This is a genomic window from Aquicella siphonis, assembly GCF_902459485.1.
Classification (GTDB): Bacteria; Pseudomonadota; Gammaproteobacteria; order DSM-16500; family DSM-16500; genus Aquicella; species Aquicella siphonis.
Map to the genome: position 1 here is coordinate 1,487,641 of NZ_LR699119.1, position 26,083 is coordinate 1,513,723.

A 26,083-nucleotide genomic window follows, 5' to 3' on the forward strand; every position below is an offset into this window, starting at 1 on the left:
TCGCAAGATACAATTATACTCGATAATGCAGCTGTCCGGAGAATATCTTGAAGCAAGCAACTGCTGCTTGTTCCCTGGCCAAAGCAAAGTTAAGATATGCCACTCTAACAACAAGTTTAAACTTGGACTGGCCGATGGAAAGTGAGAAAATTTGCAGACTTGGGCGCGCGGTGGTTGAAACAGAAGCGCAGATGATCAACCGGCTTGTCACCAGGATAGATGATCAATTTGTCAAAGCTTGTCAATATTTACACCATTGTCAGGGCCGTATCGTAGTCATGGGCGTTGGCAAGTCTGGCCACATTAGCAAAAAAATCGCCGCCACATTCGCGAGCACTGGCAGCCCCGCATTTTTCATCCACCCAAGCGAAGCCAAACACGGCGATATCGGCATGATTACCAGACAAGATGTGGTGCTCGCGCTATCCAATTCCGGCGAATCCGAAGAAATCCTGTCCATTCTTCCTTTTATCAAACGCATGGATATTCCTCTGATTTCACTAACCGGAAAACCCCATTCCACTCTAGCCCGCGCCGCCACCGTCAACATCGATGTCAGTGTGGAAAAAGAAGCCTGCCCGCTGGGGCTTGCACCCACTTCCAGCACCACAGCCGCCCTGGTCATGGGAGATGCGCTGGCCATGGCTTTGCTGGATAAACGGGGGTTTACTGAAGAAGATTTCGCCCTTTCCCACCCCGGCGGCACACTGGGCCGGCGTTTATTATTGCTGGTCAACGAAGTCATGCACCAGGGTGATGCCATGCCTATCGTTTCCACCCAAGCTACGTTAAAGGAAGCGTTGGTGGAAATGACCCATAAAAAACTGGGCATGACGACGGTCGTTAACGAAAAAAATGAATTGGCTGGCGTTTTTACTGACGGTGATGTGAGACGTGCGCTGGATAAGGAAGTGGATATTCATAAAACCAGGATTGACCAACTCATGTCGAAAAATCCAAAAACCATCGCACGCGACATTTTGGCCGCTGAAGCACTCAATATCATGGAAACCTTTAAAATCACTTCGCTGGTGGTGATCGACTCCGCGCACAAGCCGGTTGGCATTATTCATATCCATGACATACTTCGGGCGGGAGTCGTTTAAATGCAGAGTCTGAAGGAAAAAGCCAAATCCATACGACTGTTCATCCTGGATGTGGACGGTATCCTGACGACTGGCGCCATTTACCATGGCAGTAACGGATTTGAAATGCGCGGTTTTCATATTCACGACGGCCTGGGAATCAAGCTGCTGCAAAAAGCCGGTATAACAGTAGCCGTGATATCCGGGAAAAAATCCGAGCCGGTGGAAAAGCGCATGAGAGAATTGAATATACAGCATGCCTACCTGGGTCATGAAAACAAACTGCCTGCTTATGAAGAACTCAAACAACAGCTGCAATTGAAAGACCATGAAATTGCCTATATGGGAGACGATTTGCCGGATTTGCCGCTGCTGAAGCGCGCAGGCCTGTCTATCACCGTGCCTGGCACACCGGAAGTAATTAGTCAAGCTGTTGATTTTATTACTAAAAAAAAGCCGGGTAAAGGAGCGGTGCGTGAGGTATGCGACTGGCTGCTGGAAGCTCAGGACCGCTATCAATCTGTGATACAATCTTACCTGGTTTAACGAAACAGTCACTTATCCATGACCTATAAATATACCGCCATCAGCGCTATCATGATCGCAGCCGTAGGGTTGGCAAGCTGGAAAACCTATTTCTCTTTTCAACCGCAAATCACTGCGCCCGCGCGCAAGGCAGAACTGCCTGACGCCTTTATGGAAAATGTCACCGCGCTAGTCATGGACAAGCAGGGCAAACCCAGCATGAAAATTGTCACCCCCAAAATGATCCATTATTTGACAAATGATACAACCCTGCTGACTTCACCTGAATTGACACTGTATCGTAAATCTCCCCAACCCTGGTATATCACTTCCAAAAATGCAAAAGCCACTCAAGGCGTTGATAATGTACACTTCTGGAACAACGTCGTCATTCATCATGCAGCTGACGCCAATAATCCCGCCACGCTCATCAAGACCACGACCTTGACGGTACATCCCAATGCTCAGGTTGCAGAAACCAGTGACATGATCACCATGGTTCAACCCAATCTCATCGTAAAGGCAACAGGCATGCATGCGGATATGAACACTGGCAATATCAAACTTTTATCTCAAGCCAGAGGAGAATATGTACCCAGCTCATAAAACAAGCACCCTGTTCGTCATGCTGGTATTACTCATCGTGCCTGCACTCACTTTTGCATTAGACAGCGACAGTCAGGCCAAGCTGCATATTGTCGCCGATTCAGGTACATACAATTTCAAGACCGGCGTCGATGTCTATGAAGGTCATGTGAAAATTGACCAGGGAACCACGCATATCACCGCAGACAAGTTAATTACAAAAAAAAACAGCCGCCACAAAATCGAAGAAGCCACCGCCTACGGCATGCAGACATTAGCTCATTTCTGGACGCTTCCCAAACTGGGCGAACCAGAGATCCATGCCCGCGCAAAAATCATCAAGTTTTATCCGCTGGAAACCAATGTCTCTCTTGAACATGACGTGCGCGTCATCCAGGGAGAAAATAGTTTCCAAGGCGAAGTTATTCACTATAATAGCAATGAACAGACCATTACCCTGCCAGCCTCGCTGAATGGACGCGCGGTACTGGTTTATAATCCGGAAAAACAGTAAACCAGTTATGTCTAATACATTACGGGCCCAGCATCTTAGCAAGAAATACAAATCACGCGATGTCGTGAAAGACGTCTCCCTGCAGATAAAACGCGGCGAGGTGGTCGGATTATTAGGCCCCAATGGCGCGGGTAAAACGACCTCGTTCTATATGATTGTGGGATTGATACCCGTCGATGGCGGGAGTATTCATCTGGATGACCAAGACATCACCAGGCTGCCTGTACACGCTCGAGCACGGCTTGGCATCAGTTATCTGCCGCAGGAAGCATCCATTTTCCGCAAACTGACCGTCGCTCAAAACATCATGGCCATTCTTGAATTGCGACAGGATTTGAATAAATCAGAACGCAAGCTGATGTTGGAGCACCTATTGGAAGAATTCCGCATATCACACATACGAGACACCGTAGGCATCAGCCTTTCAGGAGGCGAAAGGCGCCGCGCAGAAATTGCCAGAGCGTTGGCAACCGAACCCAAGTTTATCCTGCTTGATGAGCCATTCGCAGGCATAGATCCTATTTCCGTCCTGGACGTCAAACGCATTATCAATCACTTACGCAAGCGCGGCATAGGGATACTCATCACCGATCATAACGTGCGTGACACGCTCAACATTTGCGAGCGCGCCTACATAGTCAACCAGGGACGCATCATTTGCGAAGGCAATCCGGAAACCGTTTTGATGAATAACGAAGTGCGAACCGTGTATCTGGGGGAAGAATTCAATCTTTAACAGCAAGACGCGCCAGCGTTTAACTTTGAATGTATAATCTGTCAAATAATTAAAATCAGCCAGGAGATCTAACATGCAACTCCAGTTTGTCGGAAAAAACATTGATGTCACACCCGCCCTCAAGTCATTCACTACCGAAAAAATGAAGTCGCTTGAAAAGCGCTTTACCAACATTACCAGCGTCAATGTGGTTTTCCACGTAGAACATAATTCACATGTGGCTGAAGCCACTGTGCATATGGACGGCACCGAAATCCACGCCCACGCCCAGGACGATGATATGTATAAAGCGATCAATCTGGTCGTGGACAAACTGTTAGGACAAATGACGAAGCATAAAGAAAAAATCATTGATAGCCACCGTTAAGGACAGGGATGATACGCGAACAGATCACCATACAAAACAAGCTTGGCCTGCACACCCGTGCAGCGGCCAAGCTCGTGGACACAGCGAAAAAATTTTCCAGCCGCATTGAATTAAGCTACCGCGACCGTATCGTTGACTGCAAAAGCATCATGGGCGTGATAACCCTGGGCGCGCAAAAGGACAATATACTCGACATACTGGTCAGCGGTGAGGACGAACAGGATGCGTTAAGCGCGATCAAACAATTGGTCGATGACAAGTTTGGTGAAGATTGAGTTCGTCATGACCTGAATCGTTGGCGCGTAACCGGAAAGATTGAAGACGACCCCACGGCGTCGACTTAATGGAATAACAGTGATGGTAAAACTGACAAGGATGGGTTTATCAGCATTCAGACTGGCTCTACAGCGGTTTCTGGACGAACAATTCGCTTATCGTGTCTCTGCGCTGGCATTCACCACCCTTCTTGCATTGGTGCCTTTCGTTTTTGTCATTATGTTCGCCATGTCGTTTTTTCCCTCGTTTTCATCCGTCATTTCGCTGGGTGAAAAATACATCCTGACCAACTTCATGCCGGCATCGGCAAGCTCCATCCAGGATTATTTTCAGGATTTTATCCGGCAGGCCGGACAACTGCCATTCATCAGCATTGTGTTTTTGTTTGTGACGGCGATCATGATGGTAAATACCATTGTGGACACACTGAATGATATATGGCGGGTGCAGGAAAGAAAAAACCGCCTTTATTCACTTTTCATATTCAGCATCATGTTGTTACTCACGCCCGTTATCATAGGGATTTGCCTGTTTCTGGTGGCTTATCTGTTTACCATGCAAGCGATCGCCCGCGCAGTGAGTGTGTTTGATCTATCCCGCTATATTCTGGCCAGCCTGCCCATTTTGATCAATACGCTGATATTCAGCCTGCTTTATATCCTCGTACCCAACACGCGCGTTCCCTGGGGTGCCGGCTTACTGGGCGGATTACTCGCGGGCGTCATGTTTGAAGCCGCGCGCTACGGCTTCGCTTTTTATGTCAGCCGCTTTCCCAGCTATGAATTGATATACGGCGCTTTCAGCATACTTCCCCTATTTTTGCTATGGTTGTACCTGTTCTGGTTTATCGTCATTTTTGGCGCATTATTCACACAAAGCCATGTCCGACTGGGCAATACACCCTAACTTCCAGCGACCATCATTTCTTCTATCAAGATGGAACCCGTGCGAATATTGCCGCGCACATCCACATCACTCCCGACTTCGCGAATTCCGGCATACATATTCTGCAACTTGCCCGCAACGGTGATTTCCTGCACAGGATACTGGATTTCCCCTTCTTCCACCCAGTATCCACCCGCGCCGCGCGAGTAATCGCCAGTGACCAGGTTGGCGCCGTTACCCATCATTTCTGTAATCAGCAATCCCTTGCCCATAGTTTTTAAAAGTGAAGTCAAATCATGGTTGCCGGTTTTGACGATGAGATTATGCACTCCTCCGGCATTGGCAGTAGACTGCATTCCCAGCTTTCTTCCCGTATAGACACTCAGGCAATATTGCTTCAGCACGCCGTCTTCAATGAAAACATTCGGGCGGGTCGCAAGTCCATCCTCATCAAAAGGCGCGCTGCCTAATCCGCGCGCCAGGTGCGGCTGTTCCTGAATATGCATGAATGATGGAAAGATTTTCTTTCCCAGATGATCCAGCAAAAAGGAAGATTTGCGGTATAAACTGCCTCCGGAAATGGCTGCAATAAAATGACCCAGCAGCCCCCGCGCTTCTTCAGCAAGATAAATTACCGGTGTCTTCATGGTGGGCAAACGTCTCGCGCCCAGTCGCCGCACAGTCCGCTCGGCAGCCTGCTTCGCAATATCCGACACTGATACCAGGCTCGCGGGGTCGGATGCAACGGTATAGCTATAATCCCGCTGCATTTCATCATCCTGCTTGCCGATCAGGACACAGCTGATTTCATGACGGGTATAAGGATACGAACCCATAAAGCCATTACTGTTAGCATACAAATGAAACGCATCCATGGTCGCGACACTGGTTTCTTCAGCGCTCACGATACGATTGTCATAGGCCAGCGCCTCCCGTTCGCACTGGCATGCCATTTCAATGGCCTTATCAACCGTGACTTCCCAGGGATAGGCCAAATCCAGCCTGGGGAAATCCAGCGCCAGATCCTTCCTGTCAGCCAGTCCCGCTGCCGGATCTTCATCCGTGAACCTGGCAATATGACAAGCCGCATCGACCGCCGCGTGCACGGATTCGGGCCGCAAGTCTGACACACTGGCCGAACCGGAACGCCTGCCAAAATAAACCGTCAATTCCAACACCTTATCCTGATGATACTCAACCCGTTCCACGTCGCCATCACGCGCGGTCACTCTAAATCCCTTATTCAGAGAGATATTCAACTCTGATTGTGAGGCTCCCTTGTTCTTCGCTTCTTGCAGCACGTCTCTGGTGATAGCTTGCAACTGGCTTGAATCTATCAGTGATTTAATCATCTCATTCATTATTGTGTTCTCGTTCCGCCGACTGTTAATTCATCAACCCGCAAGGTAGGCTGGCCAACACCTACCGGCACACTCTGGCCATCCTTGCCGCAAATGCCTACGCCCGCATCCAGCTTGAGATCATTGCCAACCATGGAAACTTTCATCAATACTTCGGGACCATTGCCTATCAAGGTTGCGCCCTTGACGGGTGCGCCTATCTTTCCATTCTCTATCAGGTAAGCTTCGCTTGCGGAGAAAACAAATTTTCCGGATGTGATATCAACCTGGCCGCCGCCAAAATTCACCGCGTACAGCCCTTTCTCGACAGAAGCGATTATTTCTTCCGGAGCGGACTGCCCGGCCAGCATGTAGGTGTTTGTCATGCGCGGAATGGTCAAATGTGAATAGGATTCGCGTCGCCCGTTGCCAGTGGAGGCCACCCCCATCAGGCGCGCGTTGCGTTTATCCATCATGTAATTCCGCAATATGCCGTTTTCAATCAGCACCGTATTTTGCGTAGGGGTTCCTTCATCATCCATGTTCAGTGATCCGCGCCGGTTGGGAAGCGTGCCGTTATCCACGACGGTGCACAATTCACTGGCTACGCGTTGTCCCATACGGCCGCTGTAGGCTGAAATGCCCTTGCGGTTAAAATCACCTTCCAGTCCATGCCCAACCGCCTCATGCAGCAGAACACCGGGCCAGCCGGGACCCAATACAACAGTCATGGGGCCTGCTGGCGCATCCATCGCTTCCAGGTTGACAAGCGCCTGGCGCAGCGCTTCATCTGCATATTCAAATGCCTGATCGCCAGTGACAAAGTAGTGGTAATCAAAACGCCCGCCTCCGCCAGCGTAACCAGACTCACGCCGGCCGTTATGCTCCACCACCAGACTGACATTAAAGCGTACGAGCGGACGCACATCGCCTGCAAAATGCCCGTCACTGGACATGACCAGTATGGTTTCATATTCCGCGGCCAGACTGATGTTGACTTGCGCGATACGTGCATCCTTGGCGCGAATGTAATTTTCAACACGCTGCAGAAGCGCAACCTTGTCTTGCTCAGAAAGGGAATGCAGAGGATTCAGCGGTTGATACAACTGATGCCCCGGCAGCTTGTGCCAGGCCTGCACAGGCTGCTCGCCACCCTGCCTGGCGATACTGCGGGCCGCCTGGGCGGCCTGCTGCAAGGCCGGCATGACGATATCATCCGCGTAGGCGAAACCGGTTTTTTCTCCGCTGATTGCGCGCACGCCCACGCCGCGGTCGATATCAAAGCTGCCGCTTTTGATGATTCCATTTTCAAGGACCCACGATTCAGAATAAGTTGATTGAAAATAAAGATCCGCATAATCAACCTGCGGGCCAGCCAGTTTATGCAAGACACCATGCAGTTGATGATCGGTCAAACCGCCCGGGTCCAGTAAGTCATGACGAACTATTTCAATCACATCAGTCATTGTTTCAACCTGTTTTATTGTGGATTTGTCTAACAACGAGTTTATCGGGTTCACAGACGCTTGTCAGTCTTTATAGAACGGTAACTATCCCGCATGGATGGCAGCGAGTGGAAACGGCTTGTTACATGAGACGGTCCACTGAACTGGGAGCAAGATCCAGTATGGGCTTCTCGCTTTTGACCACCCTGTCACTCTTAAGGACAATCTCCCGCTGAGGATACGGGGGCTTGATGCCATGCGCAGCAAACGTGTCCCAGATATGCATCAGCACGTTGGAAGCGACACTGGTGCGGGATTTGACCTGACGGATATTAACAAAATAGCGGATTTCAAATTCCATCAGGGCGTCGCTGATTTCCTTGAGATACACTTCCGGCGCGGGGTCGGTCAGGACATCCTTGTGTTCCACCAGCACATTATGAATCAGGACCTTGATTTCATGAGGATTGTCATAACGTCCGATTTTTATATGAAGAACCGAACGCACCGTATAATCTTTCGCCGTCCAATTCGTGAAGGATTTATTGAAAATTTCCGTGTTGGGAACAACCAGCTCCATGCAGTCCCAGGTACGCACCGTCACAGCCCGGCTGCCGATATGAGTCACTTCACCTTCTATCCCGCCGATATTGACAATGTCTCCCACACGCAGCGGACGCTCCAGCAAAATCAGAAATCCGCAGGCAAAATTGTTCGCCAGATCGCGCAGTCCCAAGCCCACACCGAACGCGAACATACCGGAGACAATCGCGAGGGCGCGCAAGTCAATGCCCAGGACGCGAAGGCAGATAAAGATGCCCAGCACCACCACCGTATACTGGCTCAGGATCGAAATGCTGTTGCGCATGCCCATGTCTTTTGTGCGCGACAACAGCATTCTGTATACAAATTCACGTGTCCATTTCGCAGTCCAGTAAAAGACAGAAATGACCACGAACAATTCGATGATACTAAGGGGAGTGATCGTTGTGTTCAAGACGCTGACCAGCTTGTAATGCAGCATACGCGTCAGTCTTTCCACGATGGGCGACTGCTTGTCCCATCCATACAAGATGAACAACACCGCCCAGGCGATAAAAAACAATGCAATACGCAAGACTTTGTCTATGGGCTTCAGGAAAGCTTCTGTCCACAACCAGCCGTTGTTGACATACTGGATCATCAGACGGGAAAGTTGTTCCATCGCGTCCGACAAGAGACCGCGTAAAATCAGATAGCCAATCAGGACAATCATGAACAAACCCTCATACCAGGACACAGTCATGATCAGATTCAGGTATCCAAATACGCCTATAATGGAATTTCCCAGCATCAATAATGGCACCAGCACGCCAATCAGGCGGATACTGCGCTTTAGATAGGGATGATTATGTTCCATGTGCGACAGAATCAGATTGGGAACCACATCGTAAGAGCGCAGCAGCATGATTGATAACAGCATCGTCAATAATAAAAACAGCCGGTCACACAAAGTCTTTAACTCATAAATCAAGGGAAGCTGGTGCACAAACACGGTCAGAGCAGTGATAATTCCGCCCAGCAATATCATCCATTTCAGACGATGAAATAATCGCGTGTCATGACCTGTGCTGTCATGCGTGGTTTCCACCAGGCACAGCCGGGCAATCACCATAATGCCTTTAAAAGTCAGCCAGACCAGCGCGAGATACACCATGAATACGTAATTCTGACGGGAAATACCGAAGAAGACCATGATCCCGAACACATTGCCAAGCACGAACAAGTCTACGAAATTTCGACGCAGCCACTGCAGGCTAAGCCATTTGGAATTGATCTTGTCCCGCCATTTCGATGGGCGCTCCAACAGGCGGATTAACGCGCCGCGCAGATAGAAAAAGATCACTGTCACAATGGCTTCGGCCAATATAAACAGACTCCATGACAACAGGCTTTTTGATTCGAATCCCCGTATCAATGCGGTAGACAGGCTCTTGATAATCTGAAACGACAGCGCCGGCACTAAAAGCATTTCCTTGCCCAGATCCAAAAAAGTTTTAAATCCGAACACGGGAAATCCCTGTCGTGAAGACAACTCGGTCTGCAATGCATGATCAAGACTCTGACGAAAGTCGGACAGGTTCTTGTTAATGCGCAAGAGATCAACATCCGAAGCCTTGTATTGTTTTGCCACTTCTTTCAGGTTTTTGATGTAAGGCTGAAACGCAGCGGCTTTCGCTTTGCGCGCTGACAAATAATTGATATGGGTTTCCAAAACAGATATTCGGGATTTCAATACGGTATCAAGACGGTCAATCTGCTTGTTAAGACTCTGATACTGATCACCGATTTCGTTTAATACACTGATAGAACTGCTTCTCATAACAGCCAGTTTCATTTGCTGAATCTGGTCATCATAACGGGCAATCAGTGATTGCACGTAAGCATAATTCGCCTTCTCATTGGCGTAATAAATATCGCGCTCTATCGCGGCATATTCTGACCGGGATTTGACCGGATCAATGTTCGCCAGCTGCGCATAATATTGATTTAATTTTTGCAGCCACTCGTTTTGCTGTTCCTGATAAGCCAGTTCATCATTCACCTGCTGCTGCTTGACATGCAGCAGATTGCGGGATTTCAGCAAAGTATTCAGCCGGCTGTAATGATCATTCCTGAGGGACAATATGTTGCCGGCTACTTGCTGCAAGTTTTGCAAGTATTTATAGCGCTTTTTTTCCAGTGTCAGCAGGTTTTGCTGATAAGCAAGGTCTGCATGCAGGACATCCGGGTTGGCGACTTCATTTTTTGCCACCTTGACTCCGAATATGCTTAATACATTCAATTGATTTTCAATTTCCTGAACGCTTTTCTCCAGCCAGGTAATCGTTTGCTGGTTATCGGTCAGTTCGATATTTATGCTGTCCAGATTGGATTTTGCGACAGAAATATCCAGCGAGGCCTTGTCAAGCAGGCTTTTTGAAACCTTTTCCAGGGCTTGCCCGGAAATGTGATTGTCGTGTTGCTGCTGAAGATCTGATAATTCCTGCTGGCCCTGATCCAGGCGGCCCTTAAGCAGGTTAATCTGCTGTGTCACCAGCTGAATCCGGTCTATGGTTGACTGATCATTTTGCCGGGCCTGCTTGGCGTACACCGGCAGCATCATCGCGGCTGTCAGTATCAGCACCAGGAGTATTCCCGCAAAATGTTTTTCAATCAGCAGCGGCATGCGCATGAAACCTTACCTCGTCTTTCAATAACGCCAGCAGAAAAATACCGGGAAAGCACAGAACAAACGACCAGATATAGAACTGTACCCAGCCGAGATTTTCCACCATCAGGGCCGCGAGCGGGCCAAGAAACACCCTGCCAATGGATGCCACGGCTGAAAGCAGAGCAAATTGACTCGCTGTGTAGCGTCGATCACAAAGCGACATCATGAACGCAAGCAACGCGGCCGTGCTTAACCCGCTGCAAAAATTTTCAATAAAAACCGAAGCCGCCATCAGCACGAAACTTTTGCCGGCATAGGCGAGCACAGCGAATGTCAGGTTGGAAAACGCCTGCGCGAGTCCGAAAACCAGCAGGGCGTAATAAATGTTCCAGCGCGTCATCAGAATGCCGCCGGCAAAACCACCCAGGATCATAGCGACAAAACTGACAATCTTATAAGCCAGCCCCACCTCGGTTAGCGTGAATCCCAAGCCATGCAAGAGAAAATTGGTGATTAGGGACAACGCCAGGGCGTCTCCAAATTTATATAAGATAATAAAGAGCAGCAACAAGATCATCTTGTCCCGTTTGAGCAAATCGACAAGGGAAAGACGGGTGGTCTGATAAAGATTTTGCGCGGAAACAGCCGCTTCCTGGGGGCGCGGCGCGAAATACGCGGGTATCATGGCGAGAAGCATCAGCAGCGCCATGCATTCATAGGTTTTTTCCCAGCCGAAATAGTCCGCATAAATCAGCGCAAGCCCGCCTGAAACCAGAAGGGCTATACGGTAAGCAAAGACAGTATAGGCGGCGCCCAATCCCCGCTCATCGGATGTGAGAACATCCGTCGTGTAGGCGTTGATCGAGATATCTTGCGATGCCGAAAAAAACGCGATTGCCAGCGCGGCGATGCCCATGCTGCCAGCCTGGACTGCGGGGTCCATTTGCGAGAGAACAAAAAGCATGATAACCAGCGCCAATTGCATGAGCATGATCCAAGTCTTGCGTTTGCCCAAGGCGGTAAACCCGTAATGATCCATCAGCGGCGCCCATAAAAACTTGAGTGTATAAGGGATGCCAAGCAGCGAGAGAATGCCTATGGTTTTCAGGTTCACATTGGCTTCGGTAAACCATGCCTGCAGGGTCGCGCCCGTTAGCGACAGCGGAAGACCGGAAGCAAATCCGAAGGCCAATATCGCCAGCAGCCGAGGATTCATCAGCATTTTTGAAGTCGAAGTCGTCATTGGTTAAATCATCATGGACAGTGGTGTAAATTGGTTGAAATTTTACCATCAAAAACCTGAATTTAAAACAATTAAACGCCGTCCCTATACTCATGATTATATTCAGGCTGGTGTGCGGCACTAGGTATAAACCCTATGTATGAAACGGATGGAATATCCTATAACATAAGACGACTATTCTCGCATCGATGCTATTCGTTTTGATACCCGATAGCGTCTCTCCGGTGACTGGGAATGAGTGTATAGATCAAGGATGTTTCAGGGATTGAATTCATATTGGAGGTGTTGGGTCATGAAGCAAGCATTGATTAAATCAGCTCTACTCATTGCAAGTGCCAGTTTGATTGTCAGCTGTTCTTCCGCGAATACCCAGAATGAAAATACCACGATCGGCGCTGTTACCGGAGCGGTAGTCGGCGGTGTGGCTGGCAGCGCGATTGGCGCAGGCACGGGACAAATTGTTGCCATAGGCGCGGGCGCTGTCGCCGGCGCACTCATAGGCGGTTATGTGGGTCATTCCATGGATCACTCAGACAACATGCAGTCATCTTACGCTTTGGAACACATGCCGCAGAAGAAAGCGCATCACTGGAAAAACAAAAAAACCGGTGCGCATTACACTATGACACCTACCACCAAGCATATGGCCATGAATGGACACAAAGATTGCCGTAAATACACCATGGTGGCCACTATCAAGGGTAAAAAACAGACAGTGCAGGGAACTGCCTGCCGCCAGGCTGATGGATCATGGCAAGCCATACAAGCTTAAGCTCCAGCCTCGAAACCGTCAGCGCCCGCTCCCTGGCGTTGACGGTTTTTTAATACCTTGGCACCTAGAAAAGAAATATATAAAAATTTAAAAACCAATAGATTTAGATAAAAATTATAAAGAATGGACCTCGGCATTTTACCTACATTCCAGCCTTTACATACTCTAACCATTATTGATAAGACTTCTTGTAAGATGCGATTATTACTCAAGTTATAATTTAATATTAGTTTATTTATTGATCAATTTATACTAGAATACTGGACGCAAAATACACAAATATGCTCAGAGACTCAAAATATGTTTGCAGCCAATCACAGCTTATTCACTCACAATGCAAAGAATACCCACCTATCGCTTAACGGCATTTCAGGGTTCGAACTTGTGCAGTTACTAGAAAAGCATGAGGTTTTGTATAACCTTAGCGAGGTTGAAGCCATTATCTCTGATCCCTCAATATCTCAATTTATCCGGTACACCGCTTATTTATACCTAGTTGCACAGGGAACCCTTGAGTCATTGCGGAAGCTGTCATCTGAAATGGATTTTTCCTACTATAACTCTGCAGGTTTAAGTGCAGTTTTAATTGCTATTAGATCAGGACGGAGTGACGTTTTATCCTGGCTTCTTGAAAATACTGACAGCTCATTGCAGGCAAAAGACAGTCAAGGTCGCGGCGCGGTGTTAACTGCCATTGCGTTCAATCAACCCGATATCCTTGAAAAACTGGTCAAACCACAGAGTGAAAATGGCTATGGTTTATCTCTGGATGAATCCGATATTAATGGTTACGGAGCGGTTATAACAGCTGTGTTACATGAAAGAGCCGAAATGCTGCAACGATTAACCAAGTCACGACGTCATGGCGGATATGGCCTCCCCATTAACGCGACAGACAATTATGGAAACAATGCTGTTTTGATTGCCGCTGCAAAAGGCAGGCAAGCCATATTGAGAGAATTAACAAAATCTAAGAAGAAAGGCGGATTCGGCCTTTCAATCAAAGCAAAAAATCACACTGGAAATGATACGGTGTTGATTTCGGTTGCCAATGGACAAATGGCCACATTAACAAACCTGTTGAAGAAAAAGAAGCAGGGAGGATATGGTCGTAAGCTTCAGGTCAAAAACAATCATGGCAGCTGCCCCGTCCTGACAGCCATAGGTAATGGCCAGATTGAGATGCTGCGCTGGCTTGTGAAAACCAGAACGGAAGGGGGCGGCGGATTGTCTTTGCCAGTTCAAAACAATAGAGGATATGATGCTTTGCAGATAGCCGTTATCAATGACCAATTGGATATGCTGCGGTTGCTCCTGAGTGATAAGTCAGAAAACGGATTCGGTTTGATTGCTAATGATATCAGGATACTACTACAAATTGCTGCTGAGACCAGCGAGCGCATTTATCTTTGGCTTGTGATGTACGAATTCGAACAGCGGACAAAAGCACATTCCAGCCATGATGCCATAGCATGGGCATCCGTTATTTTGAATGATTTCGAATTTTGTCGTGAAAAATTAAAATCCATGTTGATTGCACGTTATCGGGAAATATTACAGGGTCATTTGGACCAGCCCGCTCACAACAAGCCTGAAATCCATATGCTGACAGATGCCGTTGAGAAATTATCTGCAGGAGACGGACGGCTGTATTGCGCCAGTCACTTTATCGAATATAGCGATTTTACTGCTGCTTTCGAATACTATCACTCGGTTTTTGCAGACCCGATTTGCGCCGCGGAAAAAAGGGAGCAGGCGGGAATTGAACTGACAAATATGATTTATAATGGGTACATCGTTATATCCGATGGCAAACTGGATATATCAAAATCAAAAGCGAGAATGCAGATCAAGGAGCCGGAACGTCGTCAGGAAGGAAAAAATCTGGAAATCATGCGGCAACGTGTCATTTGGGCTTATGAATTTCTACATAATAACTCTTCGGCATTCGCAAACAGCATGCGTAACCGATTCAATATCATCCTCTCAGACATACTGGATACCACATGTGTTTCCGAACCGGATTGGTCGGCTGACTCCGTCAGACAATTTTATGAATATTACTCAAGGCATAATGCAGCCATGCTGACCGAAGCAGCATTCAAGCGAGCGTTCCAGAACATGACAAAACTGCTTGAAGCACAGCAAACTGGTTCCTTGAGTATAAAATCAGCTGATTCAACGAGACAAAATACAGCGGGATCCACATGGGGACTGTTTGGTCAGACAAAAGATGAGCCGCGGATACAAGACTCACTACTCCAGGGAACCGCATCCAAGATCCAAGGCACTGGCTGCACTCTTTAATTTCGAGATTTAATTTCGAGCTGATGACCGTCGTTTTTAAAAATGGATTACCTGAGCATTAAATAACGAGAGCGTTCATTGAACCGTGTCAATGAACATTCTCTTAATAGCCTCAAAAACCCGGCCCTCTTCTAGGGGGTTCAGCACCTTTATCCTTTTTTTCATCTTTATCCTGAACAGTATCCAGCTTGGCTGCCGTTGAACTACCTGTTGGTCTTGATGGATTGCTGATGATGCGGCTGTCGCGTCTCGTCAACATCCGTCCTTCCGGAATCCGTAGTTTATCCAATGGCTTCTTAATTTCCGGTTCCTTCATTTCGGCATTATCAGGCTTAACAGTATGCTTGCCCAGGTTGGCTTCCGTCGCCTTTCTGGTCAAAGTGGGCTTTTTTGCTGCATCATCCTTTTTTTTCTCGGTAATTATTTCGGGTCCTTCCTGTGCAAACCTGACTCCTTGTTCTCTGCCTTCCTTCCTGGCCTGACCCTGCCTGGCTGCCTGCATTAACTGCGCATCAGCAGCATCTTTTACGACAGAATAAATTTGAAAGGCAATTGCATTTTTAATGAATGTTTCCAGTTCCTTTTTCTTGCCGCCATCCGGATCATCTTTTATTTGCACTGACAGTTTGGCCCATATTTGCTGAAATTGCTGATCAATATGATCACGAATAACAGCCTCCATTTTACCTTTACACGCTTTTGCCGCCATATTTGCCGATGCCGCGAATTCATTAGATAAGCCTGATGCAAGCGCTTGCGTGGAAAGTGTATTGAAATCTATCATTTGCTTGTATATACCAACGAATTGCTGGATTGCTTCCTTGTTCGCTTCTTTCATCATATCCGCATCCACCTTGGGCGGTGTCGATCCATCCGAAAATGTCATATTAAAAAACAGCCTTCCATTTAACATTAATTCGGCTTGAGACACTTGATATAAATCTTCAAAATTTGACGGTTTCAAATTTTGAAGATATGACTGAAATTGAGATAAATCAGAAGCTGCGTGTCGCGGTTCCATATTGCCACCCTCGTACCAATACCATCAATTAATTTATTTGATTAAAGTATAGCAGATGCCAGGCCCTGACATTCCGCACCTGCCAAAAATGACGCAATGCTATCTAAGCCTTGGAAATAAAAACATTTATTTACTTTTTGTCATGAGTCGAGACAGCCGGATTTCCGGGTAAAAATCCCTGGCTGCGAAGAAGCGGCGCATGAGGCCAAAACGCTATGGATTCTAATATAATTAAAATATGGACATATATGAGCTGCGGTATTATAAAGCAGAAATTAATCAGACTTTGAAAATCCAGAGGTTTTCCATATGACCATCAGTGTGTTTAATCTATTTTCCATTGGTATTGGTCCTTCCAGTTCGCACACGGTAGGCCCTATGAAGGCTGCCAGAGCTTTTGTTAATTCGCTCAAAGACAGGAATCAGCTGGACCTTGCGAAACGGATTAAAATTGAATTATTTGGATCACTGGCCTTCACCGGGAAAGGCCATGGCACTGATAATGCCATCTTGTCCGGCCTGGAAGGTCATGCTCCTGATGAAGTCGATCCTGATTCCATCAGGCCCAGGGCAAAAGAAATCATCGAAAGCCGAAAAATTCGTCTGAATGGCACACACCAGGCCGCGTTTGACTACCCATCTGATTTTATATTCAATTTCAAAGACTTGCTTCCGGCTCACACCAATGGCATGCGTTTTACGGCTTATGATGCCCACGCCGCCGAACTTTATACCCGCATTTATTATTCCATTGGCGGAGGATTTATTCTGGATGAAGATGAAGCCGCGCACCCTCACGGAGCAGATACGTCCGATTCGCCCTATCCTTTTTCCAGTGCCAAAACGCTGCTGGAGCTATGTGAAAAGAACAGCTTGACCATCAAAGAGTTGATCATGGCCAATGAATGCAGCCTGCGCCCGGAAGCCGAAGTCAGAAAACGGCTATGGCATATCGTCCAGGTCATGCGTGAATGTATAGATAAAGGCTGTCAAAGCCCGGGCATACTTCCGGGCGGCCTTGATATCAAACGCCGTGCTCCCATCCTCTACCAGAAATTACTGGCCAAAGGAAAACCCCAGTCCTATCAGCACATGGACAGTATGGAATGGCTGAACTTGTTTGCCATCGCAGTCAATGAAGAAAATGCAGCAGGCGGACGGGTTGTGACTGCACCCACCAATGGCGCTGCCGGCATCATCCCCGCCGTTCTGCATTATTATCTGACCTTTTATCCGCAAACCAGCCAGGATGCCGCCATCGATTTTCTCCTGACTGCTTGCGCCATCGGTATCCTCTATAAGAAAGGCGCTTCCATTTCGGGAGCGGAAGTAGGTTGTCAGGGAGAAGTGGGTGTAGCCTGCTCAATGGCAGCCGGTGCCTTGACTGCCGTACTGGGCGGCACATTGTACCAAATTGAAAACGCGGCTGAAATTGCCATGGAACATCATCTGGGAATGACTTGCGACCCCATTAATGGCCTTGTACAAATTCCATGCATAGAACGCAACGCCATGGGTGCCGTGAAAGCAGTCAATGCAACACGACTGGCCTTGCTGGGTGATGGACATCATTATGTTTCGCTAGATAAAGTGATAGCCACCATGAAACAAACTGGCAAGGATATGATGACCATCTATAAGGAAACGTCCCAGGGTGGATTGGCGGCCAATTTGCCAGAGTGTTAACTTAAAAATCGATCAATATATAATCAAATATCACATGAAAATCCAATAAATGTTCCACGAAGAACATTTTTAGCGGTTATGGTTATTTTTTTGCCGATTTATGATCCTGGTTGCGCTGTTTACGCACCTTGCGAACCCGCCATAAGGTATATACAGGCCCCGAAATGATGTAGATGAAAAATACTCCAAAAAAGACTTCAGCCGGGTCAATCGCGATAGCAGCGATGATGAACACTGCGGCAACCACCGTATAAAACGGTACCCTGCCCTTGAAGTCGATTGACTTAAAGCTGTAGTAACGGATAGTACTGACCATCAGCGCCGCGATGATGATGGTGAGGATAGCAAGAGGCTTGGCTACTGCCGCCCCGCTGATCTCGAATCCTGATCCCATCCAGATAATACTTGCCACCATTCCGGCCGCGGTCGGACAGGGCAATCCCTGGAAATACTGCTTGTCACTTACCTGGATATTGAATCGGGCCAGCCGCAGAGCGGTTGCGGCGGTATGCAGGAAAGCCGCCAGCCATCCCAGCTTGCCCAGATGAGATAAAGACCAGCTGTATAACACCAGCGCCGGCGCAATCCCGAATGCAGCCATGTCAGACAAGCTGTCATATTCGGCGCCGAACAAACTTTGTGTGTGCGTCATTCTGGCCACCCTGCCATCCAGCCCATCGGCGATCATGGCAACAAAAATGGCAATGGCAGCCGTTTCGAAGTGACCTTTCATGGCAGCGACAATGGAATAAAATCCGGCAAACAATGCTGCCGTCGTCAGAAGATTTGGCAGCAGGTAGATACCTCGCTGAGGAATCTTTTCCGGTTGTTCATCCGTGTCTGAGGATTTATGTTCCAAACTCATGTATACCTCGTCGTTAATGCCTTTATAATTGCATTCAATTCAGGGTCCAATGGGGCTTCTACTGTAATACGCTGATTCAAAGAAGGCAAAGTAAAATCTATCTGTTTCGCATGTAAAAACATGCGTCTTAAACCCCATTGCCTGGCTTGTTTGTTAAACTCCGGATCGCCGTAACGGTCATCGCACGCAACCGGGTGGCCTTGATGCTGGGCGTGCACACGAATCTGATGTGTGCGTCCGGTAAAAAGGTTCACTTCCATCAGAGAAGCTTCCCGGGCGAAAGACTGGAGAGTATGAAAAACGGTCAGTGCCGACTTGCCTTCTTTATGCACCTCCACCACATGCTTGCCGCCGTCCTGATAATCTTTATGCAAGGGAAGATCAACGCGCAGCTCTGAATCTTTCCATTTTCCCTTTGTTAACGTCCAATATATTTTTTTTACCTTGCCCTCGCGTAACAATGAATGTACCTCTCGCAAGATGCGCTTCTTTTTGGCAAGAACCAGGCATCCTGACGTTTCTGAATCCAGTCTGTGCGCCAGCTCCAGATGAGGAAGCTTGGGATACATATGCCTAAGCGCCTCCACCACACCTACTCTGACTGTACTGCCGGCATGGACAGACATTCCGGCTGGTTTATTTATGATCAAAAGATAGTCATCTTCATACAATATCCTGTCAGCCAATAATGTCTCTGTCGCTGCGCTGGGAGGAACCTGCCGTGCCCGTTCGGCCAGAAACACCGGGGGCAGCCTGACATCATCTCCGGTTAAAAGCCGGTAAGATGCATCAATTCGCTTTTTATTAACACGAACTTCGCCTTTACGGAGAATTCGGTAAATACGCGATCTCGGCACTCCTTTAAGGCGCGCCATCAGGAAGTTATCAATGCGCTGGCCCGCAAAATCCTCAGGTACAATAAAATGTTGCACCCCCGATTTGCCTCTAGAGGTGTTATCTGACTCGCTCATTCATGCCCGCCCTGGTTTTTAATTGATATAAAATCAAGATATTGGTACTATTCATTTTAACCTTGAAAGGTATATGTTGGCTGACATTTTACAGCTATTAACAATAAAGTTTAGAACTTTGTGAATTTAACGTGCTTCAAGGCACCGATGAAGAGAATAACGTTTTTATAGCTAACGCATTATGCGATACGGGCAATGGATTTTTAGGGTTTGATGAATTAGTCAAACCACAGAAGACGAAATGGTTTTACAGGTTTTCCGAAAAAAACCGTCGCTGGCGCGCTGAACATCCTGACCGGGTCAACGCACATCCAGTGATGCCGCCCCAGAGTATGCAGAGCTCCGGTAATGAAGAGCCCTTAATGAAGAGCTTAATGGCTCTCGTGTTGTGATGAACAACGACTTACTAACCCTGCTCAACCTATAAAAGCGATCGCCTCTCATCCCTGTGTACCTGAACACATAATTTTAAGCGGATGAAAACATGAATAGAATGCTCATCAATGCAACTCATAAAGACGAAGAGTTGCGAATCGCCCTGGCTACCGGCCAATTTCTTTATGACCTGATTATCGAATCAACCTTCCGGGAACAAAAGCAATCCAATATTTATAAAGGCAAGGTCACCCGAATTGAACCCAGCCTGGAAGCAGCATTTGTAGATTACGGCGAAGAACGTCACGGATTCTTGCCTCTCAAGGAAATTGCGCGCTCCTGCTTCAGAAAAGAATACAATGACAGCGGCAGGCGCCCAACCATTACCGAAGTCCTGGAAGAAGGCCAGGAATTGATTGTTCAGGTTGAAAAGGAAGAGCGCGGCAACAAAGGTGCGGCCCTCACCACTTTCATTACCCTGCCAGGCTGCTATCTGGTTCTCATGCCCAATAATCCACGCGCAGGCGGAGTGTCACGCCGTATCGAAGGCGACGAACGCGATGAGTTACACAGCGTCCTCAACACCTTGCAAGTACCGGACGGCATGGGTCTCATTATCCGCACAGCCGGCGGCGGTCGTTCGCCTGAAGAATTGCAATGGGACCTGGAAATCCTGCTCAGGTTGTGGGGAGTGATTCAAAAGGCAGCGGATGAGCGCCAGGCCTCATTTCTCATTTACCAGGAAGGCAACGCTGTCATACGCGCCTTGCGGGATTATCTGCGCAAAGACATTGATGAAATCCTAATTGATCATCAAGATGTATACGAAGATGTAGTCAATCATCTCAAGCTGATCAGACCAGACTTTGTCAGCCGCGTCAAATTATATAAAGATCCCACCCCTTTGTTCACACGTTTTCAGATTGAAAGCCAGATTGAATCCGCTTTTCAGCGTGACGTACGGTTACCGTCTGGCGGATCCATCATTATTGATCATACGGAAGCACTGGTTTCCATTGATATCAACTCTGCCAAGTCAACCAAAGGCGGCGATATAGAAGAAACCGCTCTCATGACCAACCTGGAAGCGGCCAATGAAATCGCCAGACAGTTACGTTTACGTGACATCGGCGGATTGATAGTCATCGACTTCATTGATATGACACCCATTCGCAACCAGCGCGAAGTGGAAGACCGGCTTCGAAAAGCCCTGGATATGGACAGGGCGCGTGTTCAAATCGGCCGCATTTCCCGCTTCGGGCTGCTTGAAATGTCGCGCCAGCGTCTCAGACCATCATTGGGTGAAGCGAGCCGGGTCACCTGTCCTCGCTGCCAGGGCCAAGGAACCATACGCGGCATAGAATCACTCGGTCTTTCGATTATCCGCATCATTGAAGAAGAAGCATTAAAGGAAAATACCGCACAGGTACGCGCGATACTTCCCACAGAAATCGCCGCCTATTTGCTCAATGAAAAACGACAGGCAATTATAGATATTGAAAAGCGTCAGAGTGTTGCCATAATTGTTGTACCCAGCGCCCATCTCTTGACACCTCAATATGAAGTCGAACGCATTCGTATTTCAGATATTACAGAAAAAGATGAAAAACTCGCCAGCTACAAGCTCGCGATCAAACCGGAAATCTCCAGTCAAACCGTAATGCCGCCTGTTCCAAAAGCACATCAGGAACCGGCGATCAAAAGTATGCCCATGGAAGAAATGCCGGCTCCGGCAGCCGCGCCTGTTATCCCCTCTCAAAGCACCGGCGGAAATGGAGAACCCGGCTTACTGAAAAAACTATTGAATTACTTTTTCGAGAAAAAGGAATTACCCGCCGCTGCTTCATCTGGCGAACAAGGTGGTGATAGTGATCAAGGGGAAGGGTTGAAAAGACATGGCAGACTACGCGGCCAGCCTTCCAGGCACAAGGGCGGCCCACGCCATCGTCATCGTGGAGGACGCAGAGACCGCGGCCGCCATGGCGGAAGCGGGAGCCACCGAACATTTGAAAGCCGCGAACCTAGAGAGTCTCGCGAACGCGACAGCCGCGAACCCAGAGAACCCCGTGAACGTGACAATCGCGAACCCAGAGAATCTCGTGAACGCGATAACCGCGAACCCAGAGAGTCTCGCGTGCGTGACAATCGTGATTTCCGGCAGAAAGAATCCAGACAGCAACGTGATCAAGAGACACGCAATATCTCGTCTTCTTCCGAATCACATCAGCCATCTTCCATGCCGCAACATCATGCAGCTGCAGCAACCCCTGTCAGCCAGCCCCAACCGGCAGAAACAATAATCAAGCCGGTTGAAATCCAAACATCTGCCAGTAATGTGTACTCACCCAGCACCCAGGTAGCCAATCAACCCATTCAATCCCCGCAGCAGCAAACGGGCGAAAGCCAGACTGCATCAGGTGAAAAGACCGAAAGAGCTGAAAGAAAACCACGGCATCGTTTTCATCATCGTTACAGACACTCGAAACAGCATGCTCACAAACAGGAGCCGGGAGAACAAAATCGCCATACCCTGGAAGGAGAAGATATCTATAGTGTCAAAAAGAAAGATGAAGAAGCCTGATGATGACAAGGGGATAACCATATGTTATCCCCTTTTTTACACCTGAGTTCGGACCTCGTTTCAAAATCTCATCTTATCACTGGCACATTCCAGATCGATCAGCAAAAAAATCAGTTTTCTTCTTCGCTGCTTAATCGTCTTGCTCTTGATTCAATCATAACTGGAATATCGTTAATGACGGGGTAAGCCAGCCTGTCAAATCGACAGATAAGCTCCTGATTGCTCGAGTCATATATTAATTCCCCTTTACAAACAGGGCATGCTAGTATTTCGAGTAAATTTTTTTCCATAAGGCTTTATTCAGTTTTCTGATAATCATGTTTTATAATACGTGGAAGTATAATTAATGACAATGCATCCATTTAACTTGAATGTCGCCGATGCCTCCTGGAAAGAATGCATTCAGAAAGGCATAAACCGTGTGGATCCTGACTACCTGAATCATTTAACACACTCCAGGAATTGGCTGCCGGGACCACAACGGATTTTCAACGCCTTTTCATTGCCGCTCACACAAGTCAATTATGTTTTGTTTGGAGAATCACCTTATCCGAGAAGCGAATCTGCAAATGGTTATGCATTCTGGGATGCTTCTGTCAATGAGCTCTGGTCTTCAACCGGGTTAAGCAAAAAAGTGAACCGCGCCACATCCCTGCGCAACATCCTGAAAATGTTAATGGTGGCAGACGGACTGCTGGACAAACACCACACCAACCAGGATGACATCGCAAAAATCGATAAACAAGGTTTTGTGCAGACTAACGAAGAATTATTTTCCAATCTCATACGTCATGGTTTTTTGTTATTAAATGCAACACCCGTTTTACAGCCTGGATCACCACAGAAGGATGCCCGCGCCTGGTATCCTTTTACCAAAGAAATTCTGGATTGCCTGCTGCAAAAACGGCCGCATGTGACATTCATCCTGCTTGGCAGGATCGCAAATACGATAGATCACCTTATTACCCGCGCGCAGCCGGACAAGCTGTACGCCGAACATCCCTATAATCTTTCATTTATCACAAACCCGAAAGTCCTGGATTTCTTTCGTCCCCTGCATTTGTTACAGTCTTCAAGCCCGGGTCGGGGATAATCTCGCATCATCATGAAAAATATATCGAAATTGACATCAGGCCGCGGTATCAAGCCGCGCATTTCCAGCAGGGCCGCAAGCGGGTTGATTGCACTTTTTACTTAAAAAAGATAAAGTTATATTATACTAAAGAGGGATTTTTATGCGCATACTTCTGGTTGAAGACGATGAGTTACTGGGCGAAGGAACGCGTAAGGGTTTAACACAGGACGGGTATACCGTAGACTGGGTCAAAGATGGCGCCCTCGCTGACCAAGCCTTAAAAACCGAGAATTTTGATTTGATTGTCCTCGACTTGGGCTTGCCCAAAATGCCCGGCATTACAGTATTGCAAAACCTGCGTGAGCGCGGCAATACCACACCGGTCCTGATACTGACAGCTCGCGAATCCATAGAAGACCGGGTCAAGGGCCTGGACAGCGGCGCGGATGATTACCTGACCAAGCCTTTTGATCTTCCGGAGTTGCTGGCACGCTTACGCGCCCTGCAAAGAAGATTCGCATCACGCGCAGCACCGCTGCTCGTGCACAACGATATTTCACTCGACCCGGCATCCCATACGGTCACTTACAAGGAAGAACCTGTCAACCTCTCGCGCAGAGAGTTTGCCCTGTTGCACGTTTTACTGGAGAATGCTGGCCGGGTACTCTCGCGTGAACACCTGACCCAATCACTTTACGGGTGGGGAGAAGAAGTTGACAGCAACGCACTGGAAGTACATGTCCATAACCTTCGCAAACGTTTTGGCCAGGAATTTATTCGTACAGTTCGAGGCATTGGATACACTATAGAAAAAAGTAAAGATGAAAAATGATCAAATCGATCAGATACTTTCTTTTAATCAGCTTGCTGCTGAGTATCACGCTAGCATCAGCGATTAATGGAATTGGCAACTATCTGCTTGATGAGCAAGTCATTCAGCCTTATCTGGACGAACAGCTAATCCGCGTCTCTTCATTAATCAGCATCCTGAGTGAATCCAGCAGTTCCAGTTCAAAAATAAGAGCCAAGATCATTGATTATCTGCGCACCACGCTGCCCATCACGAAACAGCGGTTTCTGTTTCAAGTCTGGAGCAAATCAGGTGAATTAATCATGCAGTCATCCGAAGTTCCTATTCGCGTCTTGCAGGATGCGCCCCTGGGCTTTAGCGACAAAGTGATCCACGGTGATGACTGGCGCATTTATAGTACTTACGATGATAAAATCCAGTCCAAGATCATCGTTGCAGAACTTTATAATATCCGGCGTGAACTGGCAGATGATATTGCTCGCAGCAATGCCAATATCCTGCTGATCACCTATCCTGTCTTCGGATTATTAGTCTGGTTCATTATCAGCCTGGCGCTGCGCTCTGTCACTCGCGTCACCACGGAAATTTCCAACCGCGCCTCCACGTACCTGGAGCCCGTACAGCTGACGGAAATCCCTGTGGAAATCAAACCGCTGGTCGCTGAACTCAATCAACTTTTCATACGACTTAAACTGGCGTTCGAACGCAACAAACGCTTTTCAGCCGATGCCGCTCACGAATTACGCACCCCTCTTGCCGCACTCAAAACGCACGTCCAGGTGGCATTAAAAGCTGACAATGAAGCTGACCGCACAAAAGCACTGCGAAAAGTAATAGAAAGCGTAGACCGGAGTTCTCACGTGGTTGCTCAATTATTGACCTTAAGCCGTCTGGGTGAAGAAGAAGCCCTGACCGATGTAAAACCCTTGGATTTGCATAAACTGGCGATGGAAATCATCGCATATCTCGCACCACATGCACTGGAAAAAAATATTGAAATTGAACTTTCCTCCCCCCCAGCGCAGCCTTTCGTTGTCGGCAATGACACCGCTCTGGGTATTTTGATACGCAACATCGTCGATAACGCCATCCGTTATACACCTACCCATGGCGAGGTGAAAGTCAGTATTATAGACACAGGCACACAAATTATCTTTCGGGTCACTGATACCGGGCCGGGTATACCAGCGGAACTCCGTGAGCGTGTATTTGAACGTTTTTATCGAATCCTGGGCACAAAAGCTTCAGGAAGCGGTCTGGGGCTTGCCATTGTCGGTCAGATTACAGCTCTTCATCACGCCACCATCCATCTGGCGACCCCGCAAAATGGTATCGGTCTTCAATTCGATGTAGCATTTCCCAAGTATCACGCTTAAAATGTGCATTCCTTTGAGGATCTCGCATTGGAACAAGGGATTGTAAATA

The 26,083-nt window shown here is 47.9% G+C and carries 23 protein-coding genes; 15 read left to right on the top strand and 8 right to left on the bottom strand.

Features of this window, described 5'->3' with window-relative positions; all coding sequences use genetic code 11:
- Positions 1–134 precede the first annotated feature (134 nt).
- The 8 genes from AQULUS_RS07010 to AQULUS_RS07045 all read left to right on the top strand — a co-directional run bounded on the left by AQULUS_RS07010 (position 135) and on the right by AQULUS_RS07045 (position 4,994).
- Positions 135–1,106 carry a KpsF/GutQ family sugar-phosphate isomerase gene (locus AQULUS_RS07010; protein WP_148339366.1) on the top strand — a complete coding sequence of 324 codons (972 nt, stop codon included), beginning with the start codon at positions 135–137 and terminating at the stop codon, positions 1,104–1,106.
- Entirely contained in the window at positions 1,107–1,631 is a 525-nt protein-coding gene (locus AQULUS_RS07015; RefSeq protein ID WP_148339367.1) for a KdsC family phosphatase, read from the top strand. It abuts the gene before it with no gap.
- 18 nt (positions 1,632–1,649) lie between these two features.
- Positions 1,650–2,216 carry an LPS export ABC transporter periplasmic protein LptC gene (lptC, locus tag AQULUS_RS07020; protein ID WP_148339368.1) on the top strand — a complete coding sequence of 189 codons (567 nt, stop codon included), beginning with the start codon at positions 1,650–1,652 and terminating at the stop codon, positions 2,214–2,216.
- Positions 2,200–2,709: a lipopolysaccharide transport periplasmic protein LptA gene (lptA, locus tag AQULUS_RS07025; protein ID WP_148339369.1), complete on the top strand. Its 510-nt coding sequence runs from the start codon at positions 2,200–2,202 to the stop codon at positions 2,707–2,709. The genes lptC and lptA overlap by 17 nt, the downstream gene beginning before the upstream one ends.
- 7 nt (positions 2,710–2,716) lie before the next feature.
- Positions 2,717–3,445 (top strand): LPS export ABC transporter ATP-binding protein, encoded by a 729-nt coding sequence (gene lptB / locus AQULUS_RS07030; protein ID WP_148339370.1) that lies wholly within the window; start codon positions 2,717–2,719, stop codon positions 3,443–3,445.
- Positions 3,446–3,518: 73 nt separating this feature from the next.
- The gene (hpf, locus tag AQULUS_RS07035; protein WP_148339371.1) at positions 3,519–3,812 is read left to right on the top strand and encodes a ribosome hibernation-promoting factor, HPF/YfiA family; all 294 of its coding nucleotides are present in this window, start codon (positions 3,519–3,521) and stop codon (positions 3,810–3,812) included.
- Positions 3,813–3,820: 8 nt separating this feature from the next.
- Entirely contained in the window at positions 3,821–4,087 is a 267-nt protein-coding gene (locus AQULUS_RS07040) for an HPr family phosphocarrier protein (protein ID WP_148339372.1), read from the top strand.
- Between the two features lie 82 nt (positions 4,088–4,169).
- On the top strand, positions 4,170–4,994 hold the full coding sequence (locus AQULUS_RS07045) for a YihY family inner membrane protein (RefSeq protein WP_148339373.1): 825 nt from the start codon (positions 4,170–4,172) through the stop codon (positions 4,992–4,994).
- Here the strand turns inward: AQULUS_RS07045 and pmbA are convergent.
- The 4 genes from pmbA to AQULUS_RS07065 all read right to left on the bottom strand — a co-directional run bounded on the left by pmbA (position 4,991) and on the right by AQULUS_RS07065 (position 12,194).
- Complete coding sequence (gene pmbA, locus AQULUS_RS07050) at positions 4,991–6,334, bottom strand: metalloprotease PmbA (RefSeq protein ID WP_172622772.1); 1,344 nt, start codon at positions 6,332–6,334, stop codon at positions 4,991–4,993. The two genes, AQULUS_RS07045 and pmbA, sit on opposite strands and share 4 nt — an antisense overlap.
- Positions 6,334–7,779 carry a metalloprotease TldD gene (tldD, locus tag AQULUS_RS07055; RefSeq protein WP_148339374.1) on the bottom strand — a complete coding sequence of 482 codons (1,446 nt, stop codon included), beginning with the start codon at positions 7,777–7,779 and terminating at the stop codon, positions 6,334–6,336. Before tldD ends, pmbA begins: the two co-directional genes overlap by 1 nt.
- A gap of 121 nt (positions 7,780–7,900) precedes the next feature.
- Entirely contained in the window at positions 7,901–10,972 is a 3,072-nt protein-coding gene (locus tag AQULUS_RS07060) for a mechanosensitive ion channel domain-containing protein (RefSeq protein WP_148339375.1), read from the bottom strand.
- Complete coding sequence (locus AQULUS_RS07065) at positions 10,950–12,194, bottom strand: AmpG family muropeptide MFS transporter (RefSeq protein WP_148339376.1); 1,245 nt, start codon at positions 12,192–12,194, stop codon at positions 10,950–10,952. The genes AQULUS_RS07060 and AQULUS_RS07065 overlap by 23 nt, the downstream gene beginning before the upstream one ends.
- Before the next feature lie 292 nt (positions 12,195–12,486).
- Between AQULUS_RS07065 and AQULUS_RS07070 the strand changes: the two genes are divergently transcribed.
- On the top strand, positions 12,487–12,966 hold the full coding sequence (locus tag AQULUS_RS07070; protein ID WP_148339377.1) for an RT0821/Lpp0805 family surface protein: 480 nt from the start codon (positions 12,487–12,489) through the stop codon (positions 12,964–12,966).
- 384 nt (positions 12,967–13,350) lie between these two features.
- Positions 13,351–15,273, top strand: a complete 1,923-nt coding sequence (locus AQULUS_RS07075; protein WP_172622773.1) for an ankyrin repeat domain-containing protein — start codon at positions 13,351–13,353, stop codon at positions 15,271–15,273.
- A 112-nt stretch (positions 15,274–15,385) separates the two neighbouring features.
- Here the strand turns inward: AQULUS_RS07075 and AQULUS_RS07080 are convergent, their stop codons facing one another.
- Positions 15,386–16,294: a hypothetical protein gene (locus tag AQULUS_RS07080; protein ID WP_148339379.1), complete on the bottom strand. Its 909-nt coding sequence runs from the start codon at positions 16,292–16,294 to the stop codon at positions 15,386–15,388.
- A 309-nt stretch (positions 16,295–16,603) separates the two neighbouring features.
- Between AQULUS_RS07080 and AQULUS_RS07085 the strand changes: the two genes are divergently transcribed.
- Complete coding sequence (locus tag AQULUS_RS07085; RefSeq protein WP_148339380.1) at positions 16,604–17,980, top strand: L-serine ammonia-lyase; 1,377 nt, start codon at positions 16,604–16,606, stop codon at positions 17,978–17,980.
- 82 nt (positions 17,981–18,062) lie between these two features.
- Here the strand turns inward: AQULUS_RS07085 and pssA are convergent, their stop codons facing one another.
- Positions 18,063–18,845 (bottom strand): CDP-diacylglycerol--serine O-phosphatidyltransferase, encoded by a 783-nt coding sequence (gene pssA, locus AQULUS_RS07090; RefSeq protein WP_148339381.1) that lies wholly within the window; start codon positions 18,843–18,845, stop codon positions 18,063–18,065.
- Entirely contained in the window at positions 18,842–19,816 is a 975-nt protein-coding gene (locus AQULUS_RS07095) for an RluA family pseudouridine synthase (protein WP_148339382.1), read from the bottom strand. The genes pssA and AQULUS_RS07095 overlap by 4 nt, the downstream gene beginning before the upstream one ends.
- A 484-nt stretch (positions 19,817–20,300) precedes the next feature.
- On the opposite strand from AQULUS_RS07095, the gene AQULUS_RS07100 reads away from it, so the two are divergent.
- A complete protein-coding gene (locus tag AQULUS_RS07100) occupies positions 20,301–22,772 on the top strand; it encodes an Rne/Rng family ribonuclease (protein ID WP_197737300.1) in 2,472 nt (823 codons plus the stop codon).
- 110 nt (positions 22,773–22,882) lie between these two features.
- Here AQULUS_RS07100 and AQULUS_RS07105 read toward each other — a convergent pair whose 3' ends face one another.
- A complete protein-coding gene (locus AQULUS_RS07105) occupies positions 22,883–23,062 on the bottom strand; it encodes a Trm112 family protein (protein WP_148339383.1) in 180 nt (59 codons plus the stop codon).
- A 56-nt stretch (positions 23,063–23,118) separates the two neighbouring features.
- Here AQULUS_RS07105 and AQULUS_RS07110 point away from each other — a divergent pair, with 56 nt between their 5' ends.
- The 3 genes from AQULUS_RS07110 to AQULUS_RS07120 all read left to right on the top strand — a co-directional run bounded on the left by AQULUS_RS07110 (position 23,119) and on the right by AQULUS_RS07120 (position 26,034).
- On the top strand, positions 23,119–23,865 hold the full coding sequence (locus AQULUS_RS07110) for a uracil-DNA glycosylase family protein (protein WP_232051853.1): 747 nt from the start codon (positions 23,119–23,121) through the stop codon (positions 23,863–23,865).
- Between the two features lie 142 nt (positions 23,866–24,007).
- Complete coding sequence (locus AQULUS_RS07115) at positions 24,008–24,679, top strand: response regulator (protein ID WP_148339384.1); 672 nt, start codon at positions 24,008–24,010, stop codon at positions 24,677–24,679.
- Positions 24,676–26,034, top strand: a complete 1,359-nt coding sequence (locus AQULUS_RS07120) for an ATP-binding protein (protein WP_148339385.1) — start codon at positions 24,676–24,678, stop codon at positions 26,032–26,034. The genes AQULUS_RS07115 and AQULUS_RS07120 overlap by 4 nt, the downstream gene beginning before the upstream one ends.
- The last annotated feature ends 49 nt before the right edge of the window (positions 26,035–26,083 follow it).

Coding starts and splice junctions, on each gene's coding strand:
- AQULUS_RS07115 (WP_148339384.1), top strand. CDS start 24,008: ATGCGCATACTTCTGGTTGAAGACGATGAGTTACTGGGCGAAGGAACG.
- AQULUS_RS07105 (WP_148339383.1), bottom strand. CDS start 23,062: ATGGAAAAAAATTTACTCGAAATACTAGCATGCCCTGTTTGTAAAGGG.
- AQULUS_RS07110 (WP_232051853.1), top strand. CDS start 23,119: ATGACAATGCATCCATTTAACTTGAATGTCGCCGATGCCTCCTGGAAA.
- AQULUS_RS07070 (WP_148339377.1), top strand. CDS start 12,487: ATGAAGCAAGCATTGATTAAATCAGCTCTACTCATTGCAAGTGCCAGT.
- pssA (WP_148339381.1), bottom strand. CDS start 18,845: ATGAGTTTGGAACATAAATCCTCAGACACGGATGAACAACCGGAAAAG.
- AQULUS_RS07120 (WP_148339385.1), top strand. CDS start 24,676: ATGATCAAATCGATCAGATACTTTCTTTTAATCAGCTTGCTGCTGAGT.
- AQULUS_RS07015 (WP_148339367.1), top strand. CDS start 1,107: ATGCAGAGTCTGAAGGAAAAAGCCAAATCCATACGACTGTTCATCCTG.
- AQULUS_RS07010 (WP_148339366.1), top strand. CDS start 135: ATGGAAAGTGAGAAAATTTGCAGACTTGGGCGCGCGGTGGTTGAAACA.
- AQULUS_RS07045 (WP_148339373.1), top strand. CDS start 4,170: ATGGTAAAACTGACAAGGATGGGTTTATCAGCATTCAGACTGGCTCTA.
- AQULUS_RS07060 (WP_148339375.1), bottom strand. CDS start 10,972: ATGCGCATGCCGCTGCTGATTGAAAAACATTTTGCGGGAATACTCCTG.
- lptA (WP_148339369.1), top strand. CDS start 2,200: ATGTACCCAGCTCATAAAACAAGCACCCTGTTCGTCATGCTGGTATTA.
- AQULUS_RS07095 (WP_148339382.1), bottom strand. CDS start 19,816: ATGAGCGAGTCAGATAACACCTCTAGAGGCAAATCGGGGGTGCAACAT.
- AQULUS_RS07065 (WP_148339376.1), bottom strand. CDS start 12,194: ATGACGACTTCGACTTCAAAAATGCTGATGAATCCTCGGCTGCTGGCG.
- lptC (WP_148339368.1), top strand. CDS start 1,650: ATGACCTATAAATATACCGCCATCAGCGCTATCATGATCGCAGCCGTA.
- AQULUS_RS07100 (WP_197737300.1), top strand. CDS start 20,301: ATGAATAGAATGCTCATCAATGCAACTCATAAAGACGAAGAGTTGCGA.
- lptB (WP_148339370.1), top strand. CDS start 2,717: ATGTCTAATACATTACGGGCCCAGCATCTTAGCAAGAAATACAAATCA.
- AQULUS_RS07085 (WP_148339380.1), top strand. CDS start 16,604: ATGACCATCAGTGTGTTTAATCTATTTTCCATTGGTATTGGTCCTTCC.
- AQULUS_RS07040 (WP_148339372.1), top strand. CDS start 3,821: ATGATACGCGAACAGATCACCATACAAAACAAGCTTGGCCTGCACACC.
- AQULUS_RS07080 (WP_148339379.1), bottom strand. CDS start 16,294: ATGGAACCGCGACACGCAGCTTCTGATTTATCTCAATTTCAGTCATAT.
- tldD (WP_148339374.1), bottom strand. CDS start 7,779: ATGACTGATGTGATTGAAATAGTTCGTCATGACTTACTGGACCCGGGC.
- pmbA (WP_172622772.1), bottom strand. CDS start 6,334: ATGAATGAGATGATTAAATCACTGATAGATTCAAGCCAGTTGCAAGCT.
- hpf (WP_148339371.1), top strand. CDS start 3,519: ATGCAACTCCAGTTTGTCGGAAAAAACATTGATGTCACACCCGCCCTC.